This is a genomic window from Halorubellus litoreus (assembly GCF_037081675.1).
GTDB classification, from domain to species: Archaea; Halobacteriota; Halobacteria; order Halobacteriales; family Natrialbaceae; genus Halorubellus; species Halorubellus litoreus.
The window spans coordinates 188,314-214,043 of the sequence record NZ_JAZAQL010000006.1 but is presented as its reverse complement, the minus strand read 5'-3'; the positions used below and the strand labels follow the sequence as shown (position 1 = coordinate 214,043).

29 protein-coding genes are annotated in these 25,730 nt (G+C 68.8%); 13 read left to right on the top strand and 16 right to left on the bottom strand.

Going from position 1 to position 25,730, the window contains the following annotated elements; all coding sequences use genetic code 11:
- The first annotated feature begins 69 nt into the window (after positions 1-69).
- The 3 genes from VYJ16_RS21990 to VYJ16_RS21980 all read left to right on the top strand — a co-directional run bounded on the left by VYJ16_RS21990 (position 70) and on the right by VYJ16_RS21980 (position 1,491).
- Positions 70-348: a 4a-hydroxytetrahydrobiopterin dehydratase gene (locus VYJ16_RS21990; protein ID WP_336352456.1), complete on the top strand. Its 279-nt coding sequence runs from the start codon at positions 70-72 to the stop codon at positions 346-348.
- Positions 349-358: 10 nt separating this feature from the next.
- Positions 359-739 (top strand): LWR-salt protein, encoded by a 381-nt coding sequence (lwrS, locus tag VYJ16_RS21985; RefSeq protein WP_336352455.1) that lies wholly within the window; start codon positions 359-361, stop codon positions 737-739.
- Between the two features lie 65 nt (positions 740-804).
- The gene (locus VYJ16_RS21980) at positions 805-1,491 is read left to right on the top strand and encodes an HAD family hydrolase (RefSeq protein WP_336352454.1); all 687 of its coding nucleotides are present in this window, start codon (positions 805-807) and stop codon (positions 1,489-1,491) included.
- 67 nt (positions 1,492-1,558) lie between these two features.
- On the opposite strand, the gene VYJ16_RS21975 is transcribed toward VYJ16_RS21980, so the two are convergent.
- Positions 1,559-1,738: an FmdB family zinc ribbon protein gene (locus VYJ16_RS21975; protein WP_336352453.1), complete on the bottom strand. Its 180-nt coding sequence runs from the start codon at positions 1,736-1,738 to the stop codon at positions 1,559-1,561.
- Positions 1,739-2,008: 270 nt separating this feature from the next.
- On the opposite strand from VYJ16_RS21975, the gene VYJ16_RS21970 reads away from it, so the two are divergent.
- The 4 genes from VYJ16_RS21970 (at position 2,009) to VYJ16_RS21955 (ending at position 6,443) form a co-directional block, all read left to right on the top strand.
- Positions 2,009-2,365, top strand: coding sequence for an Hsp20/alpha crystallin family protein (locus VYJ16_RS21970; protein ID WP_336352452.1), 357 nt, complete (start codon positions 2,009-2,011; stop codon positions 2,363-2,365).
- A gap of 16 nt (positions 2,366-2,381) precedes the next feature.
- Positions 2,382-4,046, top strand: coding sequence for an AarF/ABC1/UbiB kinase family protein (locus VYJ16_RS21965; protein WP_336352481.1), 1,665 nt, complete (start codon positions 2,382-2,384; stop codon positions 4,044-4,046).
- Positions 4,047-4,308: 262 nt separating this feature from the next.
- Positions 4,309-5,292 (top strand): M48 family metallopeptidase, encoded by a 984-nt coding sequence (locus VYJ16_RS21960; protein ID WP_336352451.1) that lies wholly within the window; start codon positions 4,309-4,311, stop codon positions 5,290-5,292.
- Complete coding sequence (locus VYJ16_RS21955) at positions 5,289-6,443, top strand: outer membrane protein assembly factor BamB family protein (protein ID WP_336352450.1); 1,155 nt, start codon at positions 5,289-5,291, stop codon at positions 6,441-6,443. Before VYJ16_RS21960 ends, VYJ16_RS21955 begins: the two co-directional genes overlap by 4 nt.
- 19 nt (positions 6,444-6,462) lie before the next feature.
- Here VYJ16_RS21955 and VYJ16_RS21950 read toward each other — a convergent pair whose 3' ends face one another.
- Positions 6,463-6,771 (bottom strand): hypothetical protein, encoded by a 309-nt coding sequence (locus VYJ16_RS21950; RefSeq protein ID WP_336352449.1) that lies wholly within the window; start codon positions 6,769-6,771, stop codon positions 6,463-6,465.
- Between the two features lie 137 nt (positions 6,772-6,908).
- Here VYJ16_RS21950 and VYJ16_RS21945 point away from each other — a divergent pair, with 137 nt between their 5' ends.
- The 3 genes from VYJ16_RS21945 to VYJ16_RS21935 all read left to right on the top strand — a co-directional run bounded on the left by VYJ16_RS21945 (position 6,909) and on the right by VYJ16_RS21935 (position 9,296).
- Positions 6,909-7,286, top strand: coding sequence for a translation initiation factor IF-5A (locus tag VYJ16_RS21945; RefSeq protein ID WP_336352448.1), 378 nt, complete (start codon positions 6,909-6,911; stop codon positions 7,284-7,286).
- A 13-nt stretch (positions 7,287-7,299) separates the two neighbouring features.
- Positions 7,300-8,121 (top strand): agmatinase, encoded by an 822-nt coding sequence (gene speB / locus VYJ16_RS21940; RefSeq protein WP_336352447.1) that lies wholly within the window; start codon positions 7,300-7,302, stop codon positions 8,119-8,121.
- 164 nt (positions 8,122-8,285) lie between these two features.
- The gene (locus VYJ16_RS21935; RefSeq protein ID WP_336352446.1) at positions 8,286-9,296 is read left to right on the top strand and encodes a phytoene/squalene synthase family protein; all 1,011 of its coding nucleotides are present in this window, start codon (positions 8,286-8,288) and stop codon (positions 9,294-9,296) included.
- A gap of 24 nt (positions 9,297-9,320) precedes the next feature.
- Here VYJ16_RS21935 and VYJ16_RS21930 read toward each other — a convergent pair whose 3' ends face one another.
- From VYJ16_RS21930 to VYJ16_RS21910, 5 genes are all read right to left on the bottom strand, one after another.
- Positions 9,321-9,791 carry a GNAT family N-acetyltransferase gene (locus tag VYJ16_RS21930; protein ID WP_336352445.1) on the bottom strand — a complete coding sequence of 157 codons (471 nt, stop codon included), beginning with the start codon at positions 9,789-9,791 and terminating at the stop codon, positions 9,321-9,323.
- 59 nt (positions 9,792-9,850) lie between these two features.
- Positions 9,851-10,783: a bisanhydrobacterioruberin hydratase gene (cruF, locus tag VYJ16_RS21925; protein WP_336352444.1), complete on the bottom strand. Its 933-nt coding sequence runs from the start codon at positions 10,781-10,783 to the stop codon at positions 9,851-9,853.
- A complete protein-coding gene (locus VYJ16_RS21920) occupies positions 10,773-11,651 on the bottom strand; it encodes a prenyltransferase (protein WP_336352443.1) in 879 nt (292 codons plus the stop codon). Before VYJ16_RS21920 ends, cruF begins: the two co-directional genes overlap by 11 nt.
- Entirely contained in the window at positions 11,648-13,153 is a 1,506-nt protein-coding gene (locus tag VYJ16_RS21915; RefSeq protein ID WP_336352442.1) for a phytoene desaturase family protein, read from the bottom strand. The genes VYJ16_RS21920 and VYJ16_RS21915 overlap by 4 nt, the downstream gene beginning before the upstream one ends.
- Positions 13,154-13,306: 153 nt before the next feature.
- Complete coding sequence (locus tag VYJ16_RS21910; RefSeq protein ID WP_336352441.1) at positions 13,307-14,485, bottom strand: HAMP domain-containing sensor histidine kinase; 1,179 nt, start codon at positions 14,483-14,485, stop codon at positions 13,307-13,309.
- Positions 14,486-14,665: 180 nt separating this feature from the next.
- On the opposite strand from VYJ16_RS21910, the gene VYJ16_RS21905 reads away from it, so the two are divergent.
- Both VYJ16_RS21905 and VYJ16_RS21900 read left to right on the top strand, forming a co-directional pair.
- Complete coding sequence (locus VYJ16_RS21905; protein ID WP_336352440.1) at positions 14,666-15,364, top strand: SDR family NAD(P)-dependent oxidoreductase; 699 nt, start codon at positions 14,666-14,668, stop codon at positions 15,362-15,364.
- Between the two features lie 129 nt (positions 15,365-15,493).
- Complete coding sequence (locus tag VYJ16_RS21900) at positions 15,494-16,363, top strand: ZIP family metal transporter (protein ID WP_336352439.1); 870 nt, start codon at positions 15,494-15,496, stop codon at positions 16,361-16,363.
- Positions 16,364-16,399: 36 nt separating this feature from the next.
- On the opposite strand, the gene VYJ16_RS21895 is transcribed toward VYJ16_RS21900, so the two are convergent.
- Positions 16,400-16,909 (bottom strand): YkgJ family cysteine cluster protein, encoded by a 510-nt coding sequence (locus VYJ16_RS21895; protein ID WP_336352438.1) that lies wholly within the window; start codon positions 16,907-16,909, stop codon positions 16,400-16,402.
- A gap of 123 nt (positions 16,910-17,032) precedes the next feature.
- Here VYJ16_RS21895 and VYJ16_RS21890 point away from each other — a divergent pair, with 123 nt between their 5' ends.
- Positions 17,033-17,650: a response regulator gene (locus VYJ16_RS21890; protein WP_336352437.1), complete on the top strand. Its 618-nt coding sequence runs from the start codon at positions 17,033-17,035 to the stop codon at positions 17,648-17,650.
- Between the two features lie 260 nt (positions 17,651-17,910).
- Here VYJ16_RS21890 and ppc read toward each other — a convergent pair whose 3' ends face one another.
- From ppc to VYJ16_RS21850, 8 genes are all read right to left on the bottom strand, one after another.
- Positions 17,911-20,601 carry a phosphoenolpyruvate carboxylase gene (ppc, locus tag VYJ16_RS21885; protein ID WP_336352436.1) on the bottom strand — a complete coding sequence of 897 codons (2,691 nt, stop codon included), beginning with the start codon at positions 20,599-20,601 and terminating at the stop codon, positions 17,911-17,913.
- A 107-nt stretch (positions 20,602-20,708) separates the two neighbouring features.
- A complete protein-coding gene (locus VYJ16_RS21880) occupies positions 20,709-21,029 on the bottom strand; it encodes a transcription factor S (RefSeq protein ID WP_336352435.1) in 321 nt (106 codons plus the stop codon).
- 109 nt (positions 21,030-21,138) lie between these two features.
- Positions 21,139-21,744 (bottom strand): DUF8135 domain-containing protein, encoded by a 606-nt coding sequence (locus VYJ16_RS21875; protein WP_336352434.1) that lies wholly within the window; start codon positions 21,742-21,744, stop codon positions 21,139-21,141.
- Positions 21,741-22,604, bottom strand: coding sequence for a hypothetical protein (locus VYJ16_RS21870; RefSeq protein WP_336352433.1), 864 nt, complete (start codon positions 22,602-22,604; stop codon positions 21,741-21,743). Before VYJ16_RS21870 ends, VYJ16_RS21875 begins: the two co-directional genes overlap by 4 nt.
- 91 nt (positions 22,605-22,695) lie before the next feature.
- Positions 22,696-23,532, bottom strand: a complete 837-nt coding sequence (locus VYJ16_RS21865; protein ID WP_336352432.1) for an RAD55 family ATPase — start codon at positions 23,530-23,532, stop codon at positions 22,696-22,698.
- A 260-nt stretch (positions 23,533-23,792) separates the two neighbouring features.
- Positions 23,793-23,987 (bottom strand): hypothetical protein, encoded by a 195-nt coding sequence (locus tag VYJ16_RS21860; protein WP_336352431.1) that lies wholly within the window; start codon positions 23,985-23,987, stop codon positions 23,793-23,795.
- 153 nt (positions 23,988-24,140) lie between these two features.
- On the bottom strand, positions 24,141-25,151 hold the full coding sequence (locus VYJ16_RS21855) for a beta-ribofuranosylaminobenzene 5'-phosphate synthase family protein (RefSeq protein WP_336352430.1): 1,011 nt from the start codon (positions 25,149-25,151) through the stop codon (positions 24,141-24,143).
- A 129-nt stretch (positions 25,152-25,280) separates the two neighbouring features.
- A complete protein-coding gene (locus tag VYJ16_RS21850; protein WP_336352429.1) occupies positions 25,281-25,610 on the bottom strand; it encodes a hypothetical protein in 330 nt (109 codons plus the stop codon).
- Between the last annotated feature and the right edge of the window lie 120 nt (positions 25,611-25,730).

The following is a 25,730-nucleotide window of genomic DNA, read 5'->3' as shown; positions in this document are numbered from 1 at the left end:
CCAGGCCAGCAAACGCGACGGCGAGCGCCCGCCCCAATGATTATGCCGCCCGCACTCGATTGGTGGCGCATGGCAGACGTCCTGGCAGACGACGAGGTCGAGGAGCGACTCCCGGAGGGCTGGTCGATAGACGAGGACGAGATCGTTCGGACGTTCGAGTTCGACGACTACATGAAGGGCGTGAACTTCGCGCAGTTGACCGGCGAGATCGCCGAAGCGCAGTACCACCACCCCGAGATCCGCATCCGGTACAAGGAGGTGGAGGTGCGCGTCACCAGCCACGAGGCGGGCGGTATCACGGAGAAGGACCTCGAGATGGCTGAGATACTGAACAACGAGACCGCGTAAGGGGAGACGGATGCCCGCCCAGTACGTGTTCCGGGTGTCGTTCCACCTGGCGCCGTCGGCCGACGTCTGGGTGCGTCCGAACGAGTTCCGGACGGTGCTCCGTCGGCCCGCGGCCGAACCCGGCGACGACGGCTGGCTGTTCTTCCGCGACAACCTCTGGCGCGGCGAGGTGAACGACCGCGAGCACGCGCGCTGGCTCGCCGAGGACGCCCTCGGCGTGCCCGTCGACGACGTCGAGTTCCGGAGTCTGCGCGCGGACCAGGCGTACGTGGACGCGCTCCGCGACGCCATCGCCGCCGACCTCGCCGCGTTCAACGCCGACTCGGTCGACGAGGTCGTCTCGAAGTACCTCGGGAGCAGCATCGACGTCGTCGAGGACCCCCAGGCGTAGCGTGCGGTCGCATCTCAGGCCTCCCGAAGACACTTAGCGACTGGCGGTCCTAGAATCGCCTCCCGATGGTCGCCGACTCGTACGACTTCTGGCTGTTCGACCTCGACGGGACGCTCGTCGACGCGGAGTGGGCGTACACGCGCGACGTCTTCGACCGCGTCGGCGACCGCGTCGGCCGGCGGTTCAGCGACCGCGAGGCGTACGTGCTCTGGCACGGCCTCACCGGCGCGCGCAATCGACAGTTGCAGGCGTGGGGCGTCGACCCGGAGGCGTTCTGGCCGGCGTTCCACGCGGAGGAGGACCCACGAGCGCGCGCCGAGCACACGTTCCTCCACGACGACGCCACCTTCGTGGGCGACCTCGACCGGCCGGTCGGGCTCGTGACGCACTGCCAGCGGTTCCTCGCCGACCCCGTCCTCGAGCACCTCGACGTCGCGGACTGGTTCGACGTCGTCGTCTGCTGCGACGACGACACCGGCTGGAAGCCCGACCCCGCGCCCGTCGACCTCGCACGAGCGGGTCTCGGCGTCGACGCCGAGGACGTTGGAGTGCTCGCCGGCGACGGCAGCAACGACGTCGGCGCCGCGTGGAACGCTGGTCTGGACGCCATCCACGTCGAACGCCACGGCGCGGACCGCCGCGGGCACTGCGTACGTGGCGACCACCGCGTCCCGCACTTCGGCGCGCTCGACGGCGTCGACGCCGCGGCGGCTCGCGACGCCACGAGTCACCTCCCCGCGTTCGACGAGTGACCGCGAGCGCGCTGGTCGACGACGGCCCGACGGCTGCTCTCGACGGGGACGCTCGCGGCAGCGCTGCTTACGTGACTGGGTCCGCCATCGCGGACGCTCGCACTCGCGTCTCCCCGCATTCCGGACAGTGCACGCTCGACATGTCCGCCTTCGGTGACTCGAACGTCTCCTCGCAGTTCGGACACCAGTACTCGTACGTTCGCTCCTCGCGCCCGAACAGCCCCTTGAGCCTGTCGACGAGTGACATGAGTATCGTTCGCACCTACCACGGGCCGTGACTTAAGCCCCGACGACCGGTCACGCCAGTTCACGGGCGGTACGACCTGGTTACGCGCACGAAACCGCTGATTACGCCGCCAGCGCGCGGAACCGGGGATCACGTCGCTGGGGGGCGGTGACGGCAACCGTTCGACCACCGCGCCGCGAGCGGACGCCACCGCGACCGACCCACGGTCGTGCGAGTCGTTGTCGAACCGCTACCCGTGGGTTTTTCGACCCAGGGCACCTACGGCCGTCCATGTCCGCGCTCCGAGAGGCGTTCGCAGACCTTCCCGACGCCGTGTTCGCTGACCTCCTCGAGAGCGACGACGGCTACCTGCTCGTCGTCGACCTCCCCGGCGTCACCGCCGACACGCTCGACGTCGTCGCACGCGACGGCCGCGTCTCCATCGAAGCGCGACGCGAGAAGGACGTCCCCGCCGAGTTCCGGTACGAGCGCGAGGACCGCTCGCTGTTCCTCGACGTCGACCTCCCGCTCCCACCGGACGCCAACCCCGAGGCCGCCGACGCCGAGATATCCCGTGGCGTCCTCGAACTCTCCATCCCGAAGCGCACGTCGACCGACGAGACCCGCATCGAGATCCGGGACGCCTGACTCGAGGTGAGAAAGGCTGGTCAACCTACGGGCGTACTGGCGATTCCTCGTCGTCGCACGCCAATTCCTGCCGCTCCTGCTCGCGTACGCTCGCGACCGCCGACGCTACCTCGTCATCGGTAGCAGGCGACAGGTCGACGAGGCGACGCAGATCGACCGCGCCGAGCGACTGCTCGACTCGCTCCTGAAGCTCGGCCCGACGTTCATCAAACTCGGCCAGCTCCTCTCGACCAGGCCTGACGTCCTCCCGCCCGCGTACATCGACGTGCTGTCGTCGCTCCAGGACGACGTCCCGCCCGCGGACTGGGCGGAGGCCAAGCAGGTGCTCGAGGCGGAGGTCGGCCCCGTCGAGGACGCGTTCGCGGAGTTCGACACCGACCCCATCAGCGGTGCGAGCCTCGGCCAGGTGTACAAGGCGACCGTGAACGGCGACGACGTCGCCGTGAAGGTCCGTCGCCCCGGCGTCGAGGACCTCGTCGAAGCCGACTTGCGGGTCATCCGGTGGAGTCTCCCCATCCTCCTCTACTTCGTCGGTGACGCGCAAGCGTTCAGTCTCGAGAACCTCGCCGACGAGTTCGCGAAGACCATCCGCGAGGAGATGGACTACGAGCGCGAGGCGCGGATGCTCGAGGAGATCAAGCTGAACTTCGCCGAGAGCGACGAGATACGCATCCCGGCGGTCGTCGACTCGCACTCGGGGCCGCGCGTCCTCACGATGGAGTACCTCCCCGGCACGAAGATCAACGACGTCGACGCGCTCGACGAGAAGGGTATCGACCGCGAGCGCGTCGCGGAGACCCTCCAGCGCGCGTACCTCCAGATGATCATCGACGACGGCGTCTTCCACGCCGACCCGCACCCCGGTAATCTGGCGGTGCTCGACGACGGCGCCATCGTGTTCTACGACTTCGGGATGAGCGGGCGCGTGAACGAGTTCGTCCAGGAGAAGATCGTGGAGTTCTACGTCGCGGTCGCGAACCAGGACATCGACGCGATCCTCGACTCGCTGGTCGCCATCGGGACGCTGAGTCCGGAGGCGAACCGGGACGTGATGGGTGACGTGATGGAGCTCGCCATCGCGGACGCCAGGGGCGAGGACATCGAGCAGTACCGCGTCCAGCAGATAATCGGCCAGATAGAGGACTCCATCTACGAGTTCCCGTTCAGACTCCCGCCGAACCTCGCGCTCGTCCTGCGTGTCGCAACGGTCGTCGAGGGCGTCTGCGTCACGCTCGACCCGTCGTTCGACTTCATCGAGACGGCGACGACGTACCTCACCGAGCAGGGGTACCGCGAGGAGACGGCCCGCCAGTTCATCGCGGACGCCGGCGACCAGGTTCAAGATGCAGCGCGGTCGCTCGTGCGCGTCCCCCCGAAGCTCGAGGACACGCTCGACACCGCCCAGCGCGGGAACCTCACCGTCCAGGTCGAACTCGGTGACGACAAGGGCGTCATCGACAAGCTCGCACGCCGACTCGTCTCCGGGCTCGTGTTCGGGTTCAGTCTCCTGTCGACGGCGTACCTGTACGCGGGCGGAGACTACTACGCGACCGCGGTGTCGGGCGTCATCGGGCTCGCCGGCGCGTTCTTCCTGTGGCGGTCGTTCCGCTCGAAGAAGGGTATCCGCGCGAGCCCGCAGTTCACGCGCCAGGAGATGAAGAAACGCCGCGGGAACGACTGAGCGCGGCACGGGCGGGGGAACGACTGAGCGCGGCACGTGGACCTGACGATTGCGCGGTCCATCTCCACGTGCAGGGGGGTCGACTCGCGGGGCGGTTCGGCCGTCGTGCATGACGTTTGGTCGGCGGACTCGCCGGCTGGTGTGGACGCTCGCATCCCGCCGAACTTACCCCCTTATAGTTGAACGTTTGAAATATGGTGTTCGTTCGTCGAAAGGAGGGGTCGGGGTGACGGTGAGCTATCGGGGGCTGCGACGTCGCCTCGTGTTTGTCCTCGCGTTCGTCGTCGCGTTCCCACTCCTCACGCTCTACGGGGCCCTGTTCGTGGTCAACGCGATCGGCTTCGACGTCCATCGGTCGCTCGGCGGCCCACGCCTGTACGGCGAGCTGTACGTGGAACCGTGGGCGGCGGCCGCGTTCGCGGTGACGTTCCTCGGGTGCGCCGGCTACGGGTACCGACTCCGCGTCCGCGCCGTGATGGACGCCGTCGAGCCCACGCGAGTTACTCGCGAGGACCGACCCACGCTGGTCGACCGCGTGACGGCGCTCGCGAGCGACGTGGGCGTGGACGCACCGGCGGTCGCGACCATCGACGTCGATACTGCCACCGCCTTCACCGTCGGTGCCGACCCGCGAACCCAGACGCTCGTCGTCAGCGAGGACCTGCTGGCGGTCCTCGACGACGACGAACTCGACGCGGTGCTCGCGCACGAACTCGCCCATCAGCGCAACGCCGACCATCCAGCGACGGCCGCGACCGTCGCCGTCCTCTCCGTCCTTCGGCCGCTCGCCGTGCCCGCGGTCGCCGGCCGCACCGCGGAACTCATGATCGGGTTCGGTGTGTCCGAGCACCCGGTCGTGCGTCGCGCAGTCACCATCGTGTACCTTCCCGTGGCGCTGTGCTTCCTGCCGGCGTTCCTCGGCGTCCGAACCGTGTTCTACCGGTCGTTCTCGCGGTACAGGGAATACGTCGCCGACACCGCTGCCGGGGCCATCGTCGACGACTACGCGGCGCTCGCTGACGCGCTCGAGACCCTCGACGAGGCGGATGGCGACGGCGACAGTCATCCCTTCCTCGACGCGTTCACCGTCGTGCCCGTCGCCGACGGCGACGAGCGGGACGCGCCGTTCCTCGAATCGCTCGGCGCCGTGTCCTCGGAGGACGCCCAGGCTGGGATACGACTCGGCCTGCAACCACCGACGAGCGAACGCGTCGCCCGCATCCGGGCGCTCGAGGGGGCTCGATGAACCGGGACGACCGCTCCACGCGTACAACGCGCCGGCACGTCCTCGGCGTTCTCGGAACCGCTGCGACGACCGCCGTCGCCGGATGTGGTTACCGCGAAGCAGCCGGGGACCCGGTCTGGCGGCAGACTGAAACCAGGAACAACACCAGCGCCGCGGGGGACCTCGTGTTATTATCCACCAGCGGAATCGGCGACACCGTTGAGGGCGCCTCGTACGTCAACGTGCTCGACGCCGCCACCGGTCGAGCACAGATGGACGTTTACACCGAGGATTCCGCGGGTGCGGCGATACTCGGTGACGAGGTGCTGTACTTCACGACCGAGGGCGAACGACTGCTGGTCGATGACGAGCCCGTCACCGACACGAACGGGACGGACGCGGTCCACGACGAGTTGTTCGCCATCGACGGGACGGACGTCGTGCGTCGAGGGCGCTTCGAAATTGACGTCAACGCGGTCGCGGAGGGCCCCGAGACCACCTACGTTGTGACCCACGACGGGCTCGTCGCTCTCGAGAAGGGTGGAGGGAGGCGCTTCTCCGTGGCGTATCCGTGGGAGCGGGTCTACGGTTTGGGCGTCGCGGCGTCCGCCGACGGGTGCGCGGTCCTCACTGGAGAAACGGCGCAGCGGGTCGTCGCGATCGCTCCCGACGGCGCGGAACGCTGGCGGACCGACGCACGGTTCGCGGCGAGTGCCACGGTCGAGATGGTCGAGAACGCCGTCTTCGTCCACGAGCCCCCCGTGCCCGAATTCGACGTCGAACCAGCGATGACCGCGTTCGACGCAACGTCCGGTGAACCCCTGTCTTTCGGCGTGCCGACCCCGCACGATGCGGTCGTCCCCACGAACCGCGGCGACGTGTACGTGGTCTCGGCGGGAGTCCTGTACGCGGTCGACGTCGCGGAGCGGCGCGTCAGATGGCGGTTCCCGGCCGAGCAGGACTCGCCGCTCGGTGTCCCGAAGGTGTCCGGACCACCCGTGCACACCGCCGATTCGGTGGTCGTTCCCACCGACGGGAAGACGCACGAACTGGCCGCCACGGACGGGGCGGTCCGCTGGCGACGACGGTTCCCCGAGCAGGAACTGGTCGGTGCGTTCGAGGACCGCTTGGTGGTTGCGGACCCCGGCCTGCTGGTCGGACGGCGACGCTGAAACGCCACTCGGGTCGCGTCTACAGCGGGAGGAACGCGGCGTACTCCTCGACCTCTCGGTCGTCGATGCCGTACGCGGTGACGCGCCGGCCGTTCTGCGAGAACTGCGTATACTGGGGGCTCATGACGCCGACGACGCGCTCGCTCGGGATGGAGACGTAGTCGTGGTCGTCGGTGCCGACCTGGTCGAACCCGACGACCCACGGCCAGTCCTCGATGATGAACGCGGCGTCGACCTGCACGGGCTGGTCGTCGTCGTAGTAGATCTTCGCGACCGCTCGGTCGAGGCCGTCCGTCGTGTGCATCGTGGTGGTGTCAATGCGAGTCACGACACCGCCCACCGATATATCTCCCACTTGACGCCTGCTGGCAGGCCGCCAGGGGATTCCCGCGTCGGCGAACGGACTCGCAGTGGGCGTCGTAGCGTTCCAAACCGTTTATAGCCACGTGGGAAGAACGGCCGTGCATGGCTACGCAGCAGCAGGAAGTTCGCGACCTTCAGGAGGGCTCGTACGTCATGCTGGACGACGCTCCCTGTAAGATCAACGCGTACTCGACCGCAAAGCCCGGGAAGCACGGCAGCGCGAAGGCGCGCGTCGAAGCCGTCGGCGTCTTCGACGGGAAGAAGCGCTCGATGAGTCAGCCGGTCGACCAGAAGTGCTGGGTCCCGATCATCGAACGGAAACAGGGCCAGGTCGTCTCCGTGGAGTCCGCGACGGTCGTGCAGGTCATGGACCTGGAGACGTACGACACGTTCTCGATGAAGGTCCCCGAGGAGCAGGAACTCGACCCCGACGACGAGATCGAGTTCCTCGAGTTCGAAGGCCAGCGGAAGATCCTCTGAGGGCGGGTCGAGGATGTTCCCGGGTGCGGGCGTCGACCGCGAGGACGCGGCGTTCGTCGTCGTCGGCGCGCCACTGGACGCGTCGACGTCCTTCCAGCCCGGGACGCGATTCGGTCCGGACCGCGTCCGCCGGTACGCGCGCGGGTTCGACGATTACGACCACGCGACCGGCACGCACTTCTCCGATTGTAGCGTCGCCGACCACGGCGACGTTCGCGCGTGGGACGACGCCGGCGAGTACCTCGAGTACCTCGAAGGCGTGTGTACCGACGTCGTGTGGGCGGATGCGGTCCCGCTCGTCGTCGGTGGCGAGCACACCGTCTCGGTCGCGGGCGTTCGCGCGGTCGACCCGGACGTGTTCGTGTGCCTGGACGCGCATCTGGACCTGAAGGAGGACTTCGACGGGAACGAACTGAGTCACGCGACGGTGACGCGGCACGCGCTCGACGTCGCGGACCGCGCGGTCGTGCTCGGGGCGCGTGCGGGGAGCGAGGCGGAGTACGAGCGCGCGAGCGAGGGCGACGTCGAGGTCGTCCCGCCGGAGGCGGTTCCGGCGTGGGAGCCGTCGTTCGACGCGGACGCGTCGGTGTACCTGTCGGTGGACGTCGACGCGGCGGACCCGGCGTTCGCGCCGGGGACGGGGACGCCGGAGCCGTTCGGGTTGACGAGCCGCGAGTGCCGGGACGTGGTGCGTGCGGTCGCGGCGACCGGACAGGTTGCGGGGTTCGACGTCGTCGAGGTGAACGACCGCGACGACGGCCAGGCGGCCGTCCTCGGCGCGAAACTCCTGCGTGCGTTCGTCCACGAGGCCGCTCGCGTCGCCGAGGACGCGTGAGGAGCGCGTTCGGTGCCGACGGACGACGTGTCTGTTGGAAGGAACGTTCAGTCCGTTTTCGGGGTCCTCCTAACCTGTTGTGTAAGTCAGTTATTTCCGGATAGCACGCTAATCCCTATACGGAGAGACACCACCTGCGCGGGGTCCTCGCCGGAGAACACACGATGCACGACGAACACGTCAAGGAAGGGAAAGCCATCCAGCGAGAGACGGGGAAGACCTTCCATATCGCGACGCGATTGCTCCCCGAACGCATCAGGCACCCGACGTACGTCCTCTACGGGTTCTTCCGCATCGCGGACGAGGTCGTCGACGACCCGGACGGGCGCTCTCGCGAGGAGCAAGCGCGTCGCCTCGCGGAACTCCGCGCGCAAGCGCTCGGCGAGGAACCCGCCGACGACCCCGTACTGGAGGCGTTCGCGGAACTCTGCGAGACGTACGGCATCGACGACGAGTGGGTGAACGAGTTCCTGGACGCGATGGCGTCGGACATCGATACGGACCGCTACGAGACCTACGACGACCTCGAGGACTACATGCGTGGGTCGGCGGCCGCAGTCGGTGTGATGATGACGGACATCATGCATCTCGACGACGAGGCGTACGAGCAGGCCTTACCGCACGCCATCAAGCTCGGTGAGGCGTTCCAGCTCTCGAACTTCGTCCGGGACGTCCACGAGGACGTCGTGGACCGCGACCGCGTGTACCTCCCCGAGGAGACCCTGGAGCGCCACGGCGCGGACGTCGAGGACGTCAAACGCCTCGAGTTCACGCCGGAGGTCAGGGACGCGATCGCCGAGGAGACGGCGCGCGCCGATTCGCTGTACCGCGAGGGCGTCGCCGGCATCCGGTATCTGCCCGAGGACTGCCAGCTCGCGGTCCTCCTGGCGGCGGTCCTGTACGCCGAACACCACCGCGTCGTCCGCAAGCGCGACTACGACACCGTCACCGTCGACGTCGACCTCCCGCTCTGGCGGAAGCTCGCGTGCCTCGTCCGCACGCGCTGGCACTGGCAGTGGAACAAGGACCCCGAGGCCGTGTTCCGGCGGGTGTCCGCGGTGCCGTACGGCGACGAGCCCGCAGACGAACACCACGAGGGCGAGCACCACGGCGACGACCGCGACGGCGGTCGCGGCGCGCTCGGCCGCGTCCGCGGCTGGCTGCCGTCCTGGTAGCGTCACAGACGCCCACTCGCCGGTCTATATCTCCTTGTGCATCCGGACGACTGGAATCTCGGGGTCCGCTCCGACCGTGGTCCGTTCGCCGGTTGCGTACCCGTGTCGAGCGTAGAACCCGCGTGCGTTCAGTGTCGAGTGCAACCAGAGGTCGTCTCGGCCGGCGGCGGCGGCACGCCGTTCGAGGGCTTCGAGGAGGGTGGTACCGACGTCTTCGCCCATCGCTGCCGGCGAGACGAAGACGGCGTGAATCTGTCCGTCGTCAGCGTGCAGGCAGCCGAACCCACGGACGTCGTTGGCGGTTTCGGCGACGACGAGGGTGAACTCCTGTCGTTCGAGTATCGACCGATACGCGTCGGGGTCCGGGGGTGTCGGTGCGATGGCATCGAGCTGGGTTGCGTCGTACTGATCCGACGCGTCTTCGCGGAGAGCTCGCGTCTTGATCTCGGCGACGGTCGCCAGGTCGTCGGCCGTCGCGGCGCGAACGTCGACCATGTTCGACCACCAACGCGTGGTGGCCGAATGAGTCCTCGGATTGCCCCCGAGTCGTCCATTCAGCGGCGGACGGCGCGGACGAGTGCGCTGTCGCCGACGGCGAAGTCGAACCGGTCTGTCGTCAGTAAGCCGACGCCGAGTGCGGCGGCGATGGCGACGGGAATCCAGTTCCCGTAGAGGGCGTTGATGCCGCCCCAGAGGAGGACGAACGAGACGAGGTCGTCGAGCATGAACTCGCAGTCCCGTAGTCGTTCCTTGAGGCCGGTGCGGTCGAGGCCCTGGTCGAACGCGAGGACGGCGACGGTCGCGGAGAGCACCCAGCCGCCGTAGTTCGACCACGGGACGCCGTAGTACCCGCAGGAGGCGGTGGCGGCGCACTCGTACGCCCAGAACTCGACGGCGACGGCGCCGGGGTCGAGGACGAGGTCGGTCGCGAGGACGGCGGCGACGGTTGCGGCGAGCCGAACGGGCGTCGAGTCGGCGCGGTCGCCGAGCAGTAAGAGTGTGAGGAGGTACGCGTTCAGGACGAGCGGGAAGAAGAACACGGGGAGGGCGACGGGGATGACGCCGGCGAGCATCGGCCCGAGCGGGACGGTGTACTCGAACGCGCCGTACGGCCAGCCCGTGGTCGTCCCGATATACTCGATGCCGTACGCGTAGACGGTGAGGAGTGCGAGCGCAACGCCGGCCTTCCGGTCGATGAGGGGGCCGACGCCCGCGATGAGTGGAAGACGCATCACGAGCACGCCGAACAGCACGAAGAAGGGGTTGTACGCGAGGAAGGAGAGCGGGTCGGGGTACCAGCCTTCGGCGCTCGCGACGAGTGAGACGGCGCCGACGAGCGGGAAGACGACCGCGATGGTGAATCGGTGCTCGCGGACGAGCTCGTCGAGACGCGCCTGCACCTGCTCGCGGCCCGACGGCGTGCGCGTCGCGTCGGCGAGCGACCGCGACTCCTGTTGGTCTGCAGTCGGTGTGTCCTCAGACGCCATTCGTGAGCCTCCAGAGGGCGCCCAGCGTCAGGACCATTCCAACGAGCGTGTTCAGGTACGGGAACCACCAGTACGCGCGGTCGACCGCGACCGACGACCGCGCCACCCACGCGACGAACACGGGGTAGACCGCGAGGGCGACGCCGAGGCGGTAGTCGACGGCGGCGAACGCGCCCGCGGCGGCGGTCCACACCGCGAAGCAGTACGCGTACGTCCGGGATTCCCCCAGGTGGGTCGCGGTCGTGTCGATTCCCGCCGCGCGGTCCGGTTCGATGTCGGGAATCGCCGAGAAGGTGTGCATCGCCATCGTCCACAGCCACGCGCCGGCGAGCGCCAGGACCGGCGGGTGTTCGCCGAGGACGGCGGCGTACGCGGCCGCGCCCGGGAGGACGTACAGGCCGTTCGAGAGCGAATCCAGGAACGGCGTCGTCTTGAACCGCAGCGGCGGGGCGGAGTACTCGGTCGCGAGCACGGCGTACGCGGCGAGGTACGGCCACGCCAGCGCGGGCGCGAGCGCCGCCACCGGGACGAGCGCCAGCCCGGAGACGGCGACGACCGCGACCACCCACGCGTCCCCCGAGAACCGCGCCTCGCGGCCCTCCTTCTTCGGATTCTCGGCGTCGGCGTCCCGGTCGAAGACGTCGTTGATACCGTACAGGTAGACGTTCGCGGGCACGAGGAAGTACGCGAACAGCGCGATGGCGACCGGCGCGAACAACTCCGGGATCGAGCGCGCGCCGTACGCGACGCCGACGACGACCGGGCCGGCGAGGTAGAACCAGAACCGCGGCCGCGAGAGCGTCAGGAGGTACGCGACGCCCTCGAAGACCGCGGTCGTCGTCGACTCTCTGGTCTCCCCGGCGGTCATCCCTGATGGGCGTGCTCGAGACCGGCGTCCTCGCGGACGGCGTCCGCGGTCAGTTCACCGCTGATGAGGCACATCGGGACGCCGATACCCGGCGTCGTGTACCCGCCCGTGTAGTAGAGGCCGTCGACGGACTCCGAGCGACGGGACGGCCGGAAGAGCGCGGTCTGCTTGAGGGTGTGCGCGAGCCCGAGCGCCGACCCCTCGTAGGCGTTGTAGCGCTCCGCGAAGTCGCTCACCGTGAACGTCTCCTCGACGACCATGCGGTCCCGGAGGTCCGTGCCGGTGTGCTCGGCGATGTCGTCGAGCACGAGCTCGCGGTACTGCTCGCGGGTCTCCTCGGTATCGTCGAGCCCCGGTGCGATTGGGACGAGCACGAACAGGTTCGAGTGGCCCTCGGGCGCAACCGAGTCGTCGGTCTCGCTGGGCACGCAGAGGTAGTACGCCGGATTATCCGGCCACGCCGGGTTCTCGAATATCTCGTCGAAGTGCTGCTCCCAGTCGGTCGGGAGCACGAGCGTGTGATGCGCGAGCTCCTCCACGTCCCCCTCGACGCCCATGTACATCAGGAACGCCGACGGCGCGTACGTCCGCGACTCCCAGTAGTCCGCGTCGTAGTGACGCTTCCCCTCGTCGAGCAGCTCGAGTTCGGTGTGCGCGTAGTCCGCGTCGCTCACGACGACGTCCGGGAAGAACGTTTCTGAACCCGCGGTCGTCACCTTGAACCCGCCGCGGCGACCCATGATCTCCGTGACGGGCGTGCCCGTGACGTACTCCACGCCGAGTTCCTCGCCCAGGCTCGCCATGCCGTCGACGACGCCGCCGAGGCCGTTCTCGGGATACCAGACGCCGAGGTTGAAGTCGACGTGACTCATCAGGTTGTAGAGCGCCGGCGTGTTGTTCGGGGACCCGCCGAGGAACACGAGCGTGTACTGCATGATCTGCTGGAGCTTCGGGTGCTCGAAGTACTTCTCGACGTGGTCCTGCATCGACCCGAGCATCGTCAGCCCGCGCGCTTGCTTCGCGACGGCCGGGTCGAGGAAGTCCCGCACGGTCGCGCGGTCCTCGTACACGAAGTGCTCCATCCCCACGTTGTAGTTCTCCTCGCTCTGCTCGAGGTACCGTTCGAGCGCCTCGCCAGCGCCCGCCTCGTAGGACTCGAAGACCTCCTTCGAACGTTCCAGGTCGGGCGTGATGTCGACGCGGTCGCCGTCCTTGAAGAAGATGCGGTAGTGCGGGTCGAGGTGCTCGAGCGCGTAGTAGTCCGTGGGCGTGCGGTCGAAGTGCCCGAAGAACCGCTCGAAGACGTCCGGCATCAGGTACCACGACGGCCCCATGTCGAACCGGAAACCGTCGCGTTCGAGGACCGACGCACGGCCGCCGAGGCCGTCGTTCTTCTCGACGACGGTGACGTCCGCACCGGCGTCGGCGAGGTAACAGGCAGTCGATAGGCCGCCGAACCCGCCGCCGACGACGAGGACCGAGGTTCCGGAGAGTCCGTTCATGACTGCACGTAGTAGCGAGACGACCTTAAACAGCGGCCACGACTCGGTAGGTGTGCGAACCGCGAGCACGCGATGGGGCGGCGGGCACTGGATGGGCGCACCACGCGGTAGGTACTGCCGGGGGATGGCGCCTGCTGACGGGACGACGCGACGTCAGATCCCGGAGGCGGCCCGTGGCGTGGCGTCGTCCTCGTCGACCGAGTCCGGGTCGGCCGACTCCCGTCGGTCGGGGTCGCCCACGTCCGCCGGGGCGATCGTCGTCCGGAACTCGAAGCGCGCGCCGCCGTCCGCGCCGTCGACGACGTCGACGGTCCAGTCGTACGTCTCCGCGACCTCGGCGACGATGGAGAGCCCGAGGCCGGTGCCGTCGTCGTTCGAGTACCCGCGGTCGAACACGACGTCTCGTTCGCCCTCGGGGATGCCGGGGCCGTCGTCCTCGATGGCGAATCCCTCGTCGTCGTCGAGGCAGGTGACGCGGATGGTCGGGTCGGGGCCTGCGTGCTCGGCGGCGTTCCGATAGCAGTTCTCGAACACCTGCCGGAGGGCGCTGCGTTCCGCGTGGACGGTGCAGTCGACGTCGACGACGACCTCGCCGTCGTCGGTGTCGACGGTCGCGAGCGCGTCGGTGGCGACGCCGGCGACGTCGAGTTCGGTGACGGCGTCGGGGTCGCGTTCCATGCGAGCGAGTGCGAGCACCTGGTCGATGAGCGTCTCGATGCGGGCGTGACACGTCTTGACCTCGTCGAGGTGGTCGAGGTTCCCGGTCTCGGCGGCGAGTTCGACGTAACCGCCCGCGACCGCGAGTGGGTTCCGGAGGTCGTGACTGAGGATGCTCGCGAACTCGTCGAGGCGCTCGTTCTGCTCGCGGAGTTCGGCGTTGGTCTCCCTGAGTTCGGCGTTGAGGTCGCGGAGACGTTCGGTCTGTCGGCGCTGCCGGAGGTAGAAGTGCGTGGGGACGACCCCGAACCAGGCGCCGATGGCGGCGATGCCGTAGCCGACGGCGAACGCGTCCGCGACGCCGCCGAACGGCTGGCCGATGCCGGCGTAGAACGCGCCGACGAGGACGAGGTAGCTGGCGGCGGTGGCGACGCCGGCGGCGGCGACGCGACGACAGTGCGTCGGCGTCTCCGTCCGGGCGAGGTGGACGCCGAACGCGGCGAGCCCGAGGAACGCGAGGACGGAGACGACGAGCGTCGACCCGACGAGGTCCGCGGCGACGCGAGCGAGAGGGGCGGTGCTGGCGATCGCGTGTGCGACGACGGCGGCGAGCCCGACGAGCCCGAGCGCGGCGACGCCGTACCGCCCGCTGTCCGCCAGCCTCCCCCCTGACACGAATATCAATTGGATACATATTGGTAAATCTCCGTGGCATGATTTCGCAAGCCAGGACCGTGGCGTGGTCGCGCGTTCACCCGCCGATAATCGTCCGCGTGCGGGCGTCGAGGCAGGGGTCGTCGCCGAGCGCGTGCCGCGACCGGTGCTTTCCTATCGACCCTACTCGTACGTGTGGGTATGCACGGGACGACGGCGGTCGTGACGGGTGCGACGAGCGGTATCGGACGAGCGGTCGCCACGGCGTTCGCCGAGGCGGGTGCGTCGGTCGCGGTCTGCGGTCGGGACGCGTCGGCGGTCGGCGACCTCGTGAACGACCTCGAGGCGGTCGGCGAGGGCGAAGTCACCGGGTTGCGCGCGGACGTCCGCGACGAGTTCGACGTGGAGCGACTCGTCGAGACGGCGTCGCGGACCGGGCCGGCGGGCATCGACGTCGTGGTCGCGAACGCGGGCGTGTTCCACGGGTCGCCCGGCGAGACGTCGATCGCGGAGGAGTCCTACACGGCGTTCGACGAGGCGTTCCGGACGAACGTCCGCGGGGCGTTCGCGACGTTCAAGGAGTCGCTCCCGCACCTGAACGAGGGCGCGCGCCTCCTGCTCCCGACGGGGTCGGTGGCGCGGGACGCGAAACCGGGTCTCGGCGGGTACGCGCCGTCGAAGGCGGGCGCGGAGGCGGTCGTCCGCCAGTTCGCCGCGGACACCGAGTACGTCGCGGGGTGCGTCGACCCGGGGAAGGTCGAGACCGACCTGTCCGGTCCGGGCGGTCGGGCGCCCGAGGACGTCGCGGCGATGTTCGTGTGGGCGGCGACCGAGTGCGACGCCGAGGACCTCGACGGAGTGGTCGTCGACCTGAAGACCTGGAAGACCGCGACGCGCTGAGCGTCCTCGCGGGGCTGCTGCGTGCGTTCGCGGGGTCGCTGACGTGCGCTCGCCAGCCCAGGGGCTGCACTCGCCGAGCGTACGCGACCGACGGAGTTATTAACCAACGACGGCGTGTTGTTAACAAGAATGGTTACTAACTCGGAATCGAGGGTTAACAACATCGCGGGCGTGCCGACGGTCGGCGTCGTCGCCGTCGTCGCGTTCCTCGCACTCACCGCGTGGGCCGCGACCGTCGCCGCCGACGGCCGCCCCGAACTCTGGAAGGTCGTCGGCATCGCGTGGACCGCGTTCGCCGCCATGGGCGTCGCCATCCCGCTCGGCGCACGCGCCGACGGCGGCCACGCCCACGGCCTCGTCTGGGCGTACGGCCTCGCCGCCGGCGCCATGGTCACCAGCGCCGCCGTCTTCCTCCTCCCGCAAGCGTTCGGCCTCCACCCGCGCTGGGGCGGCTTCGGCGTCGCCGCCGGCATCGTCCTCGGGTTCGGCGCCCACACCGTCGGGCACCGCCTCACCCACGAGACCAGCTTCGACCACACGAGCCTCGAGATATCCGCGCACGCCCTCGCCGCTGGCACAATCATCGGCATCGTCTACGGCAACATGCCCACGCTCGGCGCGTTCCTCGGCGTCGCCATCGTCTCCCACAAGGGCCCCGCCGGGTACGCCGCCGCCCGCCGACTCGCGAGCGACGGCGGCAACCCCTGGGTCCTCCTCCTCCCCGCCGCCGGCGTCGGCCTCACCGCCATCCCCGCGAGCATCATCGCCCTCCCGCCCGACCCCGTCCTGAACGCGCTCGTCTTCGGGTTCGCCGCCGGCGTCTTCCTCCACGTCGCCATGGACTTCCTCCCCACCTGCGAGATCGGTGGCGACGTCTACGACGTCGCACACACCACCGACCACGCACACGAACTCCTCGACAGTCTCCGCCTGCACGCCGTCGTCTCCACGCTCCTCGGCGGCCTCGTCGTGTTCGTCGCGTGGCTCCTCGTCGCCTGAATCGACCCCGAAAATCGAATCGACCGCGCAATCGCGCTACAGTTCCCGGTCGCTCGACGGGTCGTCGAGCTCCCAGAGGACCTCCGGGAGGAACGCGTCGAGGTTGTCGACGACCTTCCGCTCGCTCACGTTCATGCCCTCGCAGTGCTCCCACGCGGACTCGCGGACGTCCACGTGGATGTCGCCGTCCTCGACCGACACCGCGAGCGGGTACACCGAGCACCGCGTCGGCTTCCAGTCGTGCTCGGCGTGCAGCGAACAGAGGCCGTCGTCGCGCAGGAACACGCACGCTTCGCCGTCCTCACCGACGTGCTCGTCGCGGTCCTTCGCCTCCTTCTTCACGAAGTCCTCGCCGCGGAACTGCGTCGTCGTATCGTCCAGACTCGCTCGCTCCGCGAGCTCGTAGAAGTCCCGCTCGTAGAGGAGGACGCCGTGCGTACAGCACCACGTGCACTCGTCGACGCACTCGAAGGTCAGGTCGGGGTCGAACTCCACGACCGCCTCGCGACCCGGATGCACCTCGACGCGACGAGAGCCCGTACTCATCGCGTCGAACGACGCCGCGAACGCGGAAGTGTCCTTCCCTTCCCCACGCACCAAACAATTTAGGAATCACGAATGAGGGGCCCGAGTTCCGTACCTAGGGTAAGCGCACGGAGCGCCGCTATCATGCCCGGAACTCACTCGCTCCCGATGGACGTGACCGTCGACCTCCCGACGACGGACGCAACCGTTCTCGTCGTCGACGACGACGAGGACCTGGCAGACACGTACGCGCTCTGGCTCCGCGAACACGTCGACGTTCACGTCGCGTACTCGGGGAGCGACGCGCTCGACGTCCTCGCGACCGAACCCATCGACGTCGTCCTGCTCGACCGCCGGATGCCGTCGATGTCCGGCGACGTCGTGCTCGCCGAGATGCGGTCTCGCGGTCACGACCAGCGCGTGTCATTGGTGACCGCCGTCGAGCCGACGCTCGACATCGTCTCGCTCCCCTTCGACGAGTACCTCGTCAAACCGGTCGGCCGCGAGCCGCTCGAATCGACCGTCGAATCGCTGCTGGCACTCGCCGAGCACGCCGACGCGTTCCAGGAGTACTTCTCGCTCCAGTCGAAGCTCGCGGTCCTCCAGGCCGGCCCCGAGTACCGAACGCAGGACGACCCCGCGGACCTCGACGCGCTCCGCGAGCGCGTCGTCGCGGCCCGCGAGCGCGCGGTTGACTCCCTCGAGGACGTCCGCTGCGACGAGGACGCAGACGGCACCAGCGGCATCACCGACACCGGATGACCGCGCGACAGACACCCGAGACGACCACCGGAAATTTCCGTCCCTAAGTGCCAAGGCCCCATCGTAAGGACGCACGGTGAGAAAGTACCGAACGGCCGCGGACCAGTGACGGACTGTCCGCGACCGATTCCCCCCTATCCGTCGGTGGGCGCTCCGATTCTGCCCCCCCACCCACGAGCGCCCCACCGACTCCCCCTCTTCGAACCGCGTGACCTACCTGAACCACGGAGAGAGTCCCGCCTTTCAGGGCGCAGAGGATGTCAACCGGTGTTCTTCATGCCGGCCGCGATACCCTTCACGGTCAAGCGAAGCGTTCGCTCCTCCGCCGGCGTGCGATGGGTCTGGTCGAGCAGGTCGACCTGTAGCAGGTGCAACGGGTCGACGTAGGGATTCCGTCGCGAGAGGCTCTCACCGAACCACTCGCGCTTGTACACCGTGTCCCGACCCGTTATCTCCGTCACGAGCTCGCACGCCCGCTCGTACTCGCCCTCGAGTCGCGGGAAGAACCGCTCGCGGAGCGCCGGCGTCGCCAGTTCCGCGTAGTAGCCCGCGATCTCCATGTCGGTGCGAGCGAGCGCGACCGCCGCGTTGTCCAGGAGCGTCGTGAACACCGGCCACGAGTCGTACATCTCCTGGAGCGTCCCGAGGTCGCCCTCTCCCTCCAGGTACTCGTCGAGTGCAGTCGCGAGCCCGTACCAGCCCGGGAGCACGCACCGCGACTGCGTCCACGAGAACACCCACGGGATGGCGCGCAGGTCCTCGACCTTGCGCTCGCCGGTCCGCGACGCGGGCCGCGACCCGAGGTTGAGGTCCTCGATGACCGTGATGGGCGTCGCCTGCTCGAAGTACGACACGAAGCCGTCGGTCTCGAGGAGGTCCCGGTACTCGTCGCGCGCGACGTCGGCCATCCCCGCCATCGCGTCCTCCCAGTCGTCCGCGGCCTGCGGTTCCGGCTGCTCGATGGCGCGCTTGCGCGACCGGAGCTGCGCGGACAGCAGTTGTTCGAGCGAGCGCTCCGCGACCTGCGGGTTCGCGTACCGCTCCGCGAGGACCTCGCCTTGCTCGGTGAACTTCACCATCCCCGATACCGCGTCGCTCGGCCGCGCGAGCAGCGCCGCGCCGATGGGCCCGCCGCCGCGCGAGATGGAGCCACCGCGGCCGTGGAACAAGCGGAGGGTGACGTCGTGGTCGTCGCAGACGTGCGCGATGCGACGCTGGTTCTCGTGGAGCCGCCAGTTCGCCGCCAAAAAGCCGTTCTCCTTGTTCGAGTCCGAGTACCCGAGCATCACCTCCTGGACGTTCCCGCGCGCCTCGATGGCCGCGCCGTACGCCTCGTTCTCGAAGAGCGTGCCCATGATGTCCCGCGCGTTCTCCAGCGCGCTCTCGGTCTCGAGCAGCGGGACGACGTCCACGCCCGAGTACGCGGGTAGCGACACGACGCCCGCCTGGTCCGCGAGGAAGAGGACCTCGAGGACGTGACTCGGGCGTTCGGTCATCGAGATGGCGTACGTGTCGATGGCGTCCGCGCCGTACTCGCGCTGCCAGTCCGCGAACGCGTCGAACCGCCGGAGGACGCGCTCGGTCGTCTCCGAGACGCCGTCCGTGTCGGTGACGTCCACGACCGGCTCGTCCTGGAGGATGGCGTCGGTCAGGGCGTCGACGCGCTCGTCCTCGCTCATCGCGTCGTACTCGATGCCCTCGCGAGCGAGCGCCTCGCCGACCGCCTCGGTGTGGTTCTCCTGGTGGTCGCGGAGGTCGAGGCCGGCGAGCGTCAACCCGAACGTCTCCACCTCGCGAACGAGCGGTTTCACGTGCGCGTCGACGATCGATTCGGCGCCGTTCGCGCGGAGGCTCTCGGCGAGCGTCTCCAGGTCCTCGATGAGCTCGCTCGCGTCCTCGTACCCGCCGGGGCGGACGTCGCCGACGCGGTCGACGCGCTCGCGCATCAACTTCAGCTTCTTTCGGTACGGCTCGCCGGGATACCGCTCCTCGGTCTCGGTCGCGACGCCCGGGAGCCGCTCGCGGTCCGCGGCGAGCCCCGCCTCGAACCCGTCCGTCGGGGGACAGCGGTCGCCGTCCTGACTCACGACGCCCGACAGCGCCTTCAACCGATTCCGGTAGCGTTCGAGCGCGACCGACCGCTGGCGTTCGAGCGTCCGCTCGGTGACCTCCGGCGTCACGTAGGGGTTGCCGTCGCGGTCGCTGCCCGCCCACGACCGGAACTCGAGCAGCTTCGGGACGTCGAGGTCCTCGACAATCGATTCGTCGAGTTCGCGTTCGAGGGTGTCGTAGACGTCGCCGACGACGTCGAACAGCGTGTTCTGGAGGTACCACTGGACGTTCCGCGCCTCGTCGTCCGGCGTCGGCGGCCCCTCTCGGACCTGCGGGGTCTGCCAGAGCGACGTCACCTCCGCCTCGATGTCGCGCCACACCCGGGCGTCCTCGAGGTCGGTCAGGGAGCGTTCGTCGAGCGTCTCGACGTGCTCGGCGATCGACCGGAGCTTCGCCTTCACGGTCTTCCGACGGGCTTCGGTCGGGTGCGCGGTGAACGTCGGTTCGACGAGGACGTCCGCGAGCGTCTGCTCGACGACGTCCACGTCCGCGTTCCCGAGTTCGTCCGCGGCCGCGGGCAGCGAGTCCTCGAGTTCGTCGGTCTGCCGGCTCCGGCGGACGGTGCGAACGCGCTCGCGTTCCTCCGCGAGGTTCACGAGTTCGAAGTACGTCGTGAACGCGCGAGCGACGTCGCTCGCGCGCTCCGGGTCGAGCGCCTTGATGGTCTCGACGAGTCGTTCGCGCGAGTCGACGTCCCCGCGTCGGTATCCGATTGCGCGCTCGCGGACGTCCTCGACGGTCTCGAACGCCGCGGTCGACGCCTGCGCCTCCAGGACGTCGCCGACGAGTTCGCCGAGTTCGCGGACGTCCTGCCGGACGTCCCGTTCGTGCAATGGCATACCACCACGCACGCGCTCCGCGTCCATCAAACCCGACGCCACGCCGAAAAATTGCCACTCGGAATGTAGTAATTAATAATCGGGCTCGGGGGGCGTCGAACCAACGCTCAGTTGTACCCGCGCCACTTCTTCCCGCACTCCGTGCACTTGAAGAACCGCGTCGGCGGTTCGTCCGCACTCGCCGTCTGCTGGATGTAGTACCACGCCTCCTCAGTCCCGCACTCGTCGCAGCGCACGTCCGTCGCCGTCGGCTTCCCCTCGAAGTCCGCGTTCTCCTCCGTCTCGATGACCTCCTCGTTCGCCTGCGCGTCCGTCGACACGTACTCGCTCTCGTCGCCACCACGGGACTCTGTCGCGCCACACGACGAACACACCCACTCGTCGCCGTCGGTCTTCATCATCGAACCGCAGTCGTCGCAGAATTGCATACGTACCCACCACGTTCGAGGTACACGACTGTAACGTCTTCGCGACGGCGCCCCGAACGCTCGGGACGCCAGCAGCCTCCCCGACCGTCCCGTCACGCGCCACCGCGGCCTACTCCGTCGTGACGTCCTCGAGACGCTCGTCCTCCAGGATGACCGGGCAGTCCGCGACCTTGAAGTGCTCCATGTCCACCTGCTCGATGATGTCCGTCCCCTCGTGCGAGCACCCGACGTCCGGCGGGTCGGCGAAGTACGGACACTGCGAGCAGTACTTGCGCTTCTGGACCTCCCGTATCTCGCGCTCGCCGCGCGGTTCGACGGTCGGCTCGTCGGTCTCCACCTGCGCCCAGAGTTCGTCCGCGTCCAACTCGCCGACGTCCACCTCGTCGAACAGCTCCTCGTCGGTCTTCGTCTTCCGCTCCCGACGCCCCTCGATACCGGCCGCGAGATCACCGAGCGGCCCCTCGCGGCCGTCACTTGGCGCTCCCGGCTCGTCCTCGACCGCAGCCCCGTCGTCGTCACGGTCGACTGCAGTCCCGTCGTCGACCGGTGACCCGTCGCTCTCGTCACCGGCGCCCGCAGCGTCCGCGGGCGACTCCTCCGGGAACAACGTCGGCGGTGCCGCATCGTCGTCCTCGCTCCGGACGCGGTCACGCAACCCACCGAGGGGCTCTCGCGACGCCGACGACTCCTCGCCAGCGTCCCCCTCGTCGGTCATTCCGACGCCTCCTCGGCCTGCTCGGCGAGCTCCTCGGCGAGCTCGGCGTTCAGGTCGTCGTCGTGACCCTCCGGGAGCGCCGGCGGGTCCCCAGTGACGAGCCGGTTCGAGGAGAACAGCCCCGTGCGCTTCTCGACGTCGTTGAACGTGCTCGCACAGTGCGGGCACTCCGGCACCGACAGCAGCGAGACGTCCACGGGCGACCCGCACTCCTCGCACTTCGCCGTCCGGATGCCCTCGCGGTTCGCCGCCAGCTTCAGCGTCTCCGCCTCCGCACGTCGAGACTCCTGGAGACTCAAGCGCTTCACCTCGGAGCGAACGTCCACGAGCACGCGAGCGAGCGTCCCCGTCTTCGCCTCCAACTCGTCGGTCGTCTCCGTCAGGTACTCGAGGACGTCCTCGAAGTTCTCGAACCCCGCGTCCAGGTCGTCCTCGACCCGGTCGACGGTCTCAGAGAGGTCCGCGACGTCCGCCGCCATCGCGTCCACGCGCTCCTCGAGGTCGGCGTGCTCGTGGTCCGCCGGCGCCTTCGCGTCCGCCTCGCGCTTGACCTGCACCACGCGCTTCCGGACGTCGCTCAGGAGGTCCTCGAACTCCTCGCGTTGCTCGTCGAGCGCGTCCTCGAACGCCGCCGTCTCGACGTACGCCTCGAGCGCGGCCTCGTCGACGACACCGTCCAGGTCGTCGGCCGTCACGACGCCGTCCCCGGCGTCGCTCTCCGTCATCGAACGGTACGCGGCGACGAGCTCTCGGATCACGTCCTCGCGACTCCGGTCCATCTCGACGGCTTGCTGGTCGAGCCACTCCTCGAGGTCCGGCGGGAGTCGAACCGAGACGTCGACGTGCTCCTCGCTCGCCATTCGCCTGGATTTCGGTCTTAAGGTGCTTAAGGGTTGTTGCAAAATCGACGGGTGTGGCGGGGACGACGCGGCCGCTTCCGGCGGTTCCTCGTCACCTGATCTTCCGGACGTCGCTGATGTCGAACCCGGCGTCGCTGATGTCGGTCTCGAACTGGATGATGTTCTCCTCTTCGAGGCGCGACAGCACGCCGCGGAACTGCTTGACGACGAGCGTTCGCGCGCGCTCGCTCCCACCGGACTCCCACTCGAACAGCAGCGAGCCGTCCGTGGACTCCATGAGCCCGCCGAGTTCCCGCGCCGACAGCGCCTCGGTGTTCACGAGCAGGAGCACGAGGCCGCCCCACTCGTAGCTCGCCTTCTTCAAGCCCTTCATGAGGAGCGTGATCTCGTTCCAGTCCATCTCGTCGCTCGCCGCCGACACGAGGTCGGTGACGGAGTCGACGACGACGAGACTCCCGCTCGCGTTGTCGTTCATGTACTCGCCGACCGCGTCGAGCGTCCCGCGGCGGTCGTTCCGGTCGCCGAGTTCCGTTATCTTCCGCGTCTCCTTCGCGTACCACTCCCGGGGGACCTGCGACAGCTGGAAGTACTCCGTGGAGAAGTCCGCGAACGAGATGGCTTCGGCGGCGGCGTCCACGATGTCGTCGTCCATCGCGTACTGCATCTCGGAGACGATGGCGTCTCGCTCCTCGGTGAACGACAGGTAGTGGATGTCGTCAGGTACGGCTGCGTTCCCGTGGAGCCCGCCGTAGTAGAGGTCGAACAGTTCGGCGTCGGCGTGCGCCAGCGCGTTCATCGCGACGCTCGTGTACACGAACTCGCGCGCCCCGGCACCGACCTCGCCGGCGAGAAGAACGACGCTCCCCGGCGGTGCACCACCGTCTATCATCGAATCCAACCGCGAGATACCGAACGGGAGCCGCTCCATGCACGCACCCTCGGGAGCGTCGGGTAACTGTCTTACGGGCAGTCCCCGCTCGCAGACGCATCCGCCATCCGCCAGGACGTCGTTTCGATGGTGTCGGTCACACGGGCGTCACGACCGTAGGGCGGATGGTGTCCACAGGGGAAGTGTCTCAACGGCCGGGTCCTGCGATGGTGGTCCTCGAAGAGTTACCAAGTCGATCTCGCAGTCGCGACCGTACCGGTAGATACAGAGGAATAACTGTCCATCCCGACCACTGGTGACTACAGTTGGAACGGCAACCCCTTTTTTAGTAATTGAACTGAGGCCATGAAGGAAACTCCGCCAGCGACACCCGATTTGACTGTCGGAGAGAGAGCAGCAGGCAGAACAATGGCCGTGACTATCGACATAATTGTCCAGAGTGTCAGAACGACGGCGGCGAGCAACCACGGCTGCTCTATCTCGATATCTGACATAGCACGTTTGTCAGTCCCACCGGCCAAAAATATGGCTGATGGATTCGCACGGTCACGTACCAGAAGGTTCGATGCCTTTCTACTGAAACGAATCGTTCGTGAGGGGTCCGCTGACTCCCTGATAGCTCGGTGTTCGAAACGCGGTGGTCTCGTCTATTCGAGTCGTGCGCCGTCGTCGGCGGGGGCGGTCGCGAGGACGTCGCCGTCGACGTTGGCGGTGTCGAGTGCTCGCCCGGCGGCGTCGAGGGCGTCGTCGACGTGCGGTTCGCTGGTGAGTGCGTAGACGGCGGGCCCCCAGGAGGACTGGCCGACGCCGCCGACGGCGTCGCTCCGGGAGAGCGCGTCGACGATTTCGCCGACTGGCGGCCGGAAGACGCCGCCCTGTTCGTCGGCGTACCACGCGCCGTTGAGGCGGCCGAGGTCCGCCATCCCCTCGGCGAACCGCTGGCGGTCGTCGGTCGCGGCGGCGGGGAGGAGCGTGCGGGTGAGGGTTCCGGCGACGGCGTCGGCGACGCTCCCGTCGGCGGTTTCGACGACGCTGCGCATGCTCTCGGTCTCCGCGCTCCCGCTGCGGCCGGTGTCGGCGTTCGGTATCGCCAGGACGAACCGCCAGTCGTCGGGGAGCGCGTGCCGGGCGACGACGGGCGGGGTCTCCCACTCGCCGCGGGCGGGTTCGTCCGTGGTGAATCTGGCCGTGGGGTGGCCGGCGTCGACGACGAACCCGCCGGCCTCGAAGGTGGCGACGCCGATGCCGCTGCGGCCGCCGCGACCGAGCGCAGGGGCGTGCTGGCGCGGGGTGGGTTCGACGTCGTTCGCTCGTGCGACCGCGGCGTACGTCGCGAGCGCGAGTTGCGTACCGCTGCCGAGGCCGACGTGCCGGGGGAGCGCGCGCTCGACCGTGAGGTGTGCGCCAGGGACGTCGAGGGCGTCGACGGCGCGGTCGGCGTACCGCCGGACGGCCTCGAGGTCCGCCAGCTCGTCGCCGCCGACGGCGGGCATCGCGTCCGCCGCCGCGTCTACTGACACCGCGTCCGCGAGGACGGCGGTGACCGCGACGCGTGGCTCGGCGAGCCCGACGCCGACGCCGCCGTACAGGCGGTCGTGCGCGAGCGACAGGTTCTGGAACCCGAAGTGGAGGCGGGCGCCCGCCGAGACCGTGACCATACCGACAGCTAGGGACTAGAGGTCCAAGGCGTTTCGGCGGTGGCAACCACGTCCGGTGACGGAAGGTCGTCGGCGAGGTGGCCGCGCCGCCGGCGGGGCGTCAGGTGGTCCTCGCCCGCGGCCGTGGCATCACTCGTCCGCGCGGCCGCTGAGGGTGGCGGTCGCCGGGAGGACGCTGCCGGCGAACCAGACGGCTCCGATGGAGAGGAGGACGACGCCCGCGAGCACCGGCGTCAGGCTCGCCGTGCAACTGTTACAGCCTTCCTGCCAGCGGACGACCCACGAGGAAAGCGAGACGCTCTCGAACGCCACGGCCGCCGCGGCGGTATCCCCTGTGCACAAGACGTCGGTGCAGCCCCCGCGGAGGAACGTGAGTAGCACGAGGGCGGCTCCGGCCGCGGTCGCGGTCGCTGCGGCGAGAGCGGTCCGCGACGAGCGCGTGCGGCTTCGTTCTCGCATGCGACGGCGTTCCCTGGGCGGGAGTAAAGGCCTTCTGCCGGTCCGTGGCGCGTCGCCGGCTGGAACCTGCGGCGTCGACGCGACAGCAACGTCTGTCGAGGGGGCCGGAGTTAAGGCGGG

Bases quoted from the DNA above. Each gene is read 5' to 3' on its own strand.
- VYJ16_RS21915 (WP_336352442.1), bottom strand. From the start codon at position 13,153: ATGAACGGACTCTCCGGAACCTCGGTCCTCGTCGTCGGCGGCGGGTTC.
- VYJ16_RS21865 (WP_336352432.1), bottom strand. From the start codon at position 23,532: ATGGAGCGGCTCCCGTTCGGTATCTCGCGGTTGGATTCGATGATAGAC.
- VYJ16_RS21920 (WP_336352443.1), bottom strand. From the start codon at position 11,651: ATGACCGCCGGGGAGACCAGAGAGTCGACGACGACCGCGGTCTTCGAG.
- VYJ16_RS21900 (WP_336352439.1), top strand. From the start codon at position 15,494: ATGGTTACTAACTCGGAATCGAGGGTTAACAACATCGCGGGCGTGCCG.
- VYJ16_RS21905 (WP_336352440.1), top strand. From the start codon at position 14,666: ATGCACGGGACGACGGCGGTCGTGACGGGTGCGACGAGCGGTATCGGA.
- VYJ16_RS21975 (WP_336352453.1), bottom strand. From the start codon at position 1,738: ATGTCACTCGTCGACAGGCTCAAGGGGCTGTTCGGGCGCGAGGAGCGA.
- VYJ16_RS21890 (WP_336352437.1), top strand. From the start codon at position 17,033: ATGCCCGGAACTCACTCGCTCCCGATGGACGTGACCGTCGACCTCCCG.
- VYJ16_RS21955 (WP_336352450.1), top strand. From the start codon at position 5,289: ATGAACCGGGACGACCGCTCCACGCGTACAACGCGCCGGCACGTCCTC.
- VYJ16_RS21935 (WP_336352446.1), top strand. From the start codon at position 8,286: ATGCACGACGAACACGTCAAGGAAGGGAAAGCCATCCAGCGAGAGACG.
- VYJ16_RS21855 (WP_336352430.1), bottom strand. From the start codon at position 25,151: ATGGTCACGGTCTCGGCGGGCGCCCGCCTCCACTTCGGGTTCCAGAAC.
- VYJ16_RS21870 (WP_336352433.1), bottom strand. From the start codon at position 22,604: ATGGCGAGCGAGGAGCACGTCGACGTCTCGGTTCGACTCCCGCCGGAC.
- VYJ16_RS21850 (WP_336352429.1), bottom strand. From the start codon at position 25,610: ATGCGAGAACGAAGCCGCACGCGCTCGTCGCGGACCGCTCTCGCCGCA.
- speB (WP_336352447.1), top strand. From the start codon at position 7,300: ATGTTCCCGGGTGCGGGCGTCGACCGCGAGGACGCGGCGTTCGTCGTC.
- VYJ16_RS21875 (WP_336352434.1), bottom strand. From the start codon at position 21,744: ATGACCGACGAGGGGGACGCTGGCGAGGAGTCGTCGGCGTCGCGAGAG.
- lwrS (WP_336352455.1), top strand. From the start codon at position 359: ATGCCCGCCCAGTACGTGTTCCGGGTGTCGTTCCACCTGGCGCCGTCG.
- VYJ16_RS21970 (WP_336352452.1), top strand. From the start codon at position 2,009: ATGTCCGCGCTCCGAGAGGCGTTCGCAGACCTTCCCGACGCCGTGTTC.
- VYJ16_RS21880 (WP_336352435.1), bottom strand. From the start codon at position 21,029: ATGCAATTCTGCGACGACTGCGGTTCGATGATGAAGACCGACGGCGAC.
- VYJ16_RS21895 (WP_336352438.1), bottom strand. From the start codon at position 16,909: ATGAGTACGGGCTCTCGTCGCGTCGAGGTGCATCCGGGTCGCGAGGCG.
- VYJ16_RS21980 (WP_336352454.1), top strand. From the start codon at position 805: ATGGTCGCCGACTCGTACGACTTCTGGCTGTTCGACCTCGACGGGACG.
- ppc (WP_336352436.1), bottom strand. From the start codon at position 20,601: ATGCCATTGCACGAACGGGACGTCCGGCAGGACGTCCGCGAACTCGGC.
- cruF (WP_336352444.1), bottom strand. From the start codon at position 10,783: ATGGCGTCTGAGGACACACCGACTGCAGACCAACAGGAGTCGCGGTCG.
- VYJ16_RS21990 (WP_336352456.1), top strand. From the start codon at position 70: ATGGCAGACGTCCTGGCAGACGACGAGGTCGAGGAGCGACTCCCGGAG.
- VYJ16_RS21930 (WP_336352445.1), bottom strand. From the start codon at position 9,791: ATGGTCGACGTTCGCGCCGCGACGGCCGACGACCTGGCGACCGTCGCC.
- VYJ16_RS21945 (WP_336352448.1), top strand. From the start codon at position 6,909: ATGGCTACGCAGCAGCAGGAAGTTCGCGACCTTCAGGAGGGCTCGTAC.
- VYJ16_RS21860 (WP_336352431.1), bottom strand. From the start codon at position 23,987: ATGTCAGATATCGAGATAGAGCAGCCGTGGTTGCTCGCCGCCGTCGTT.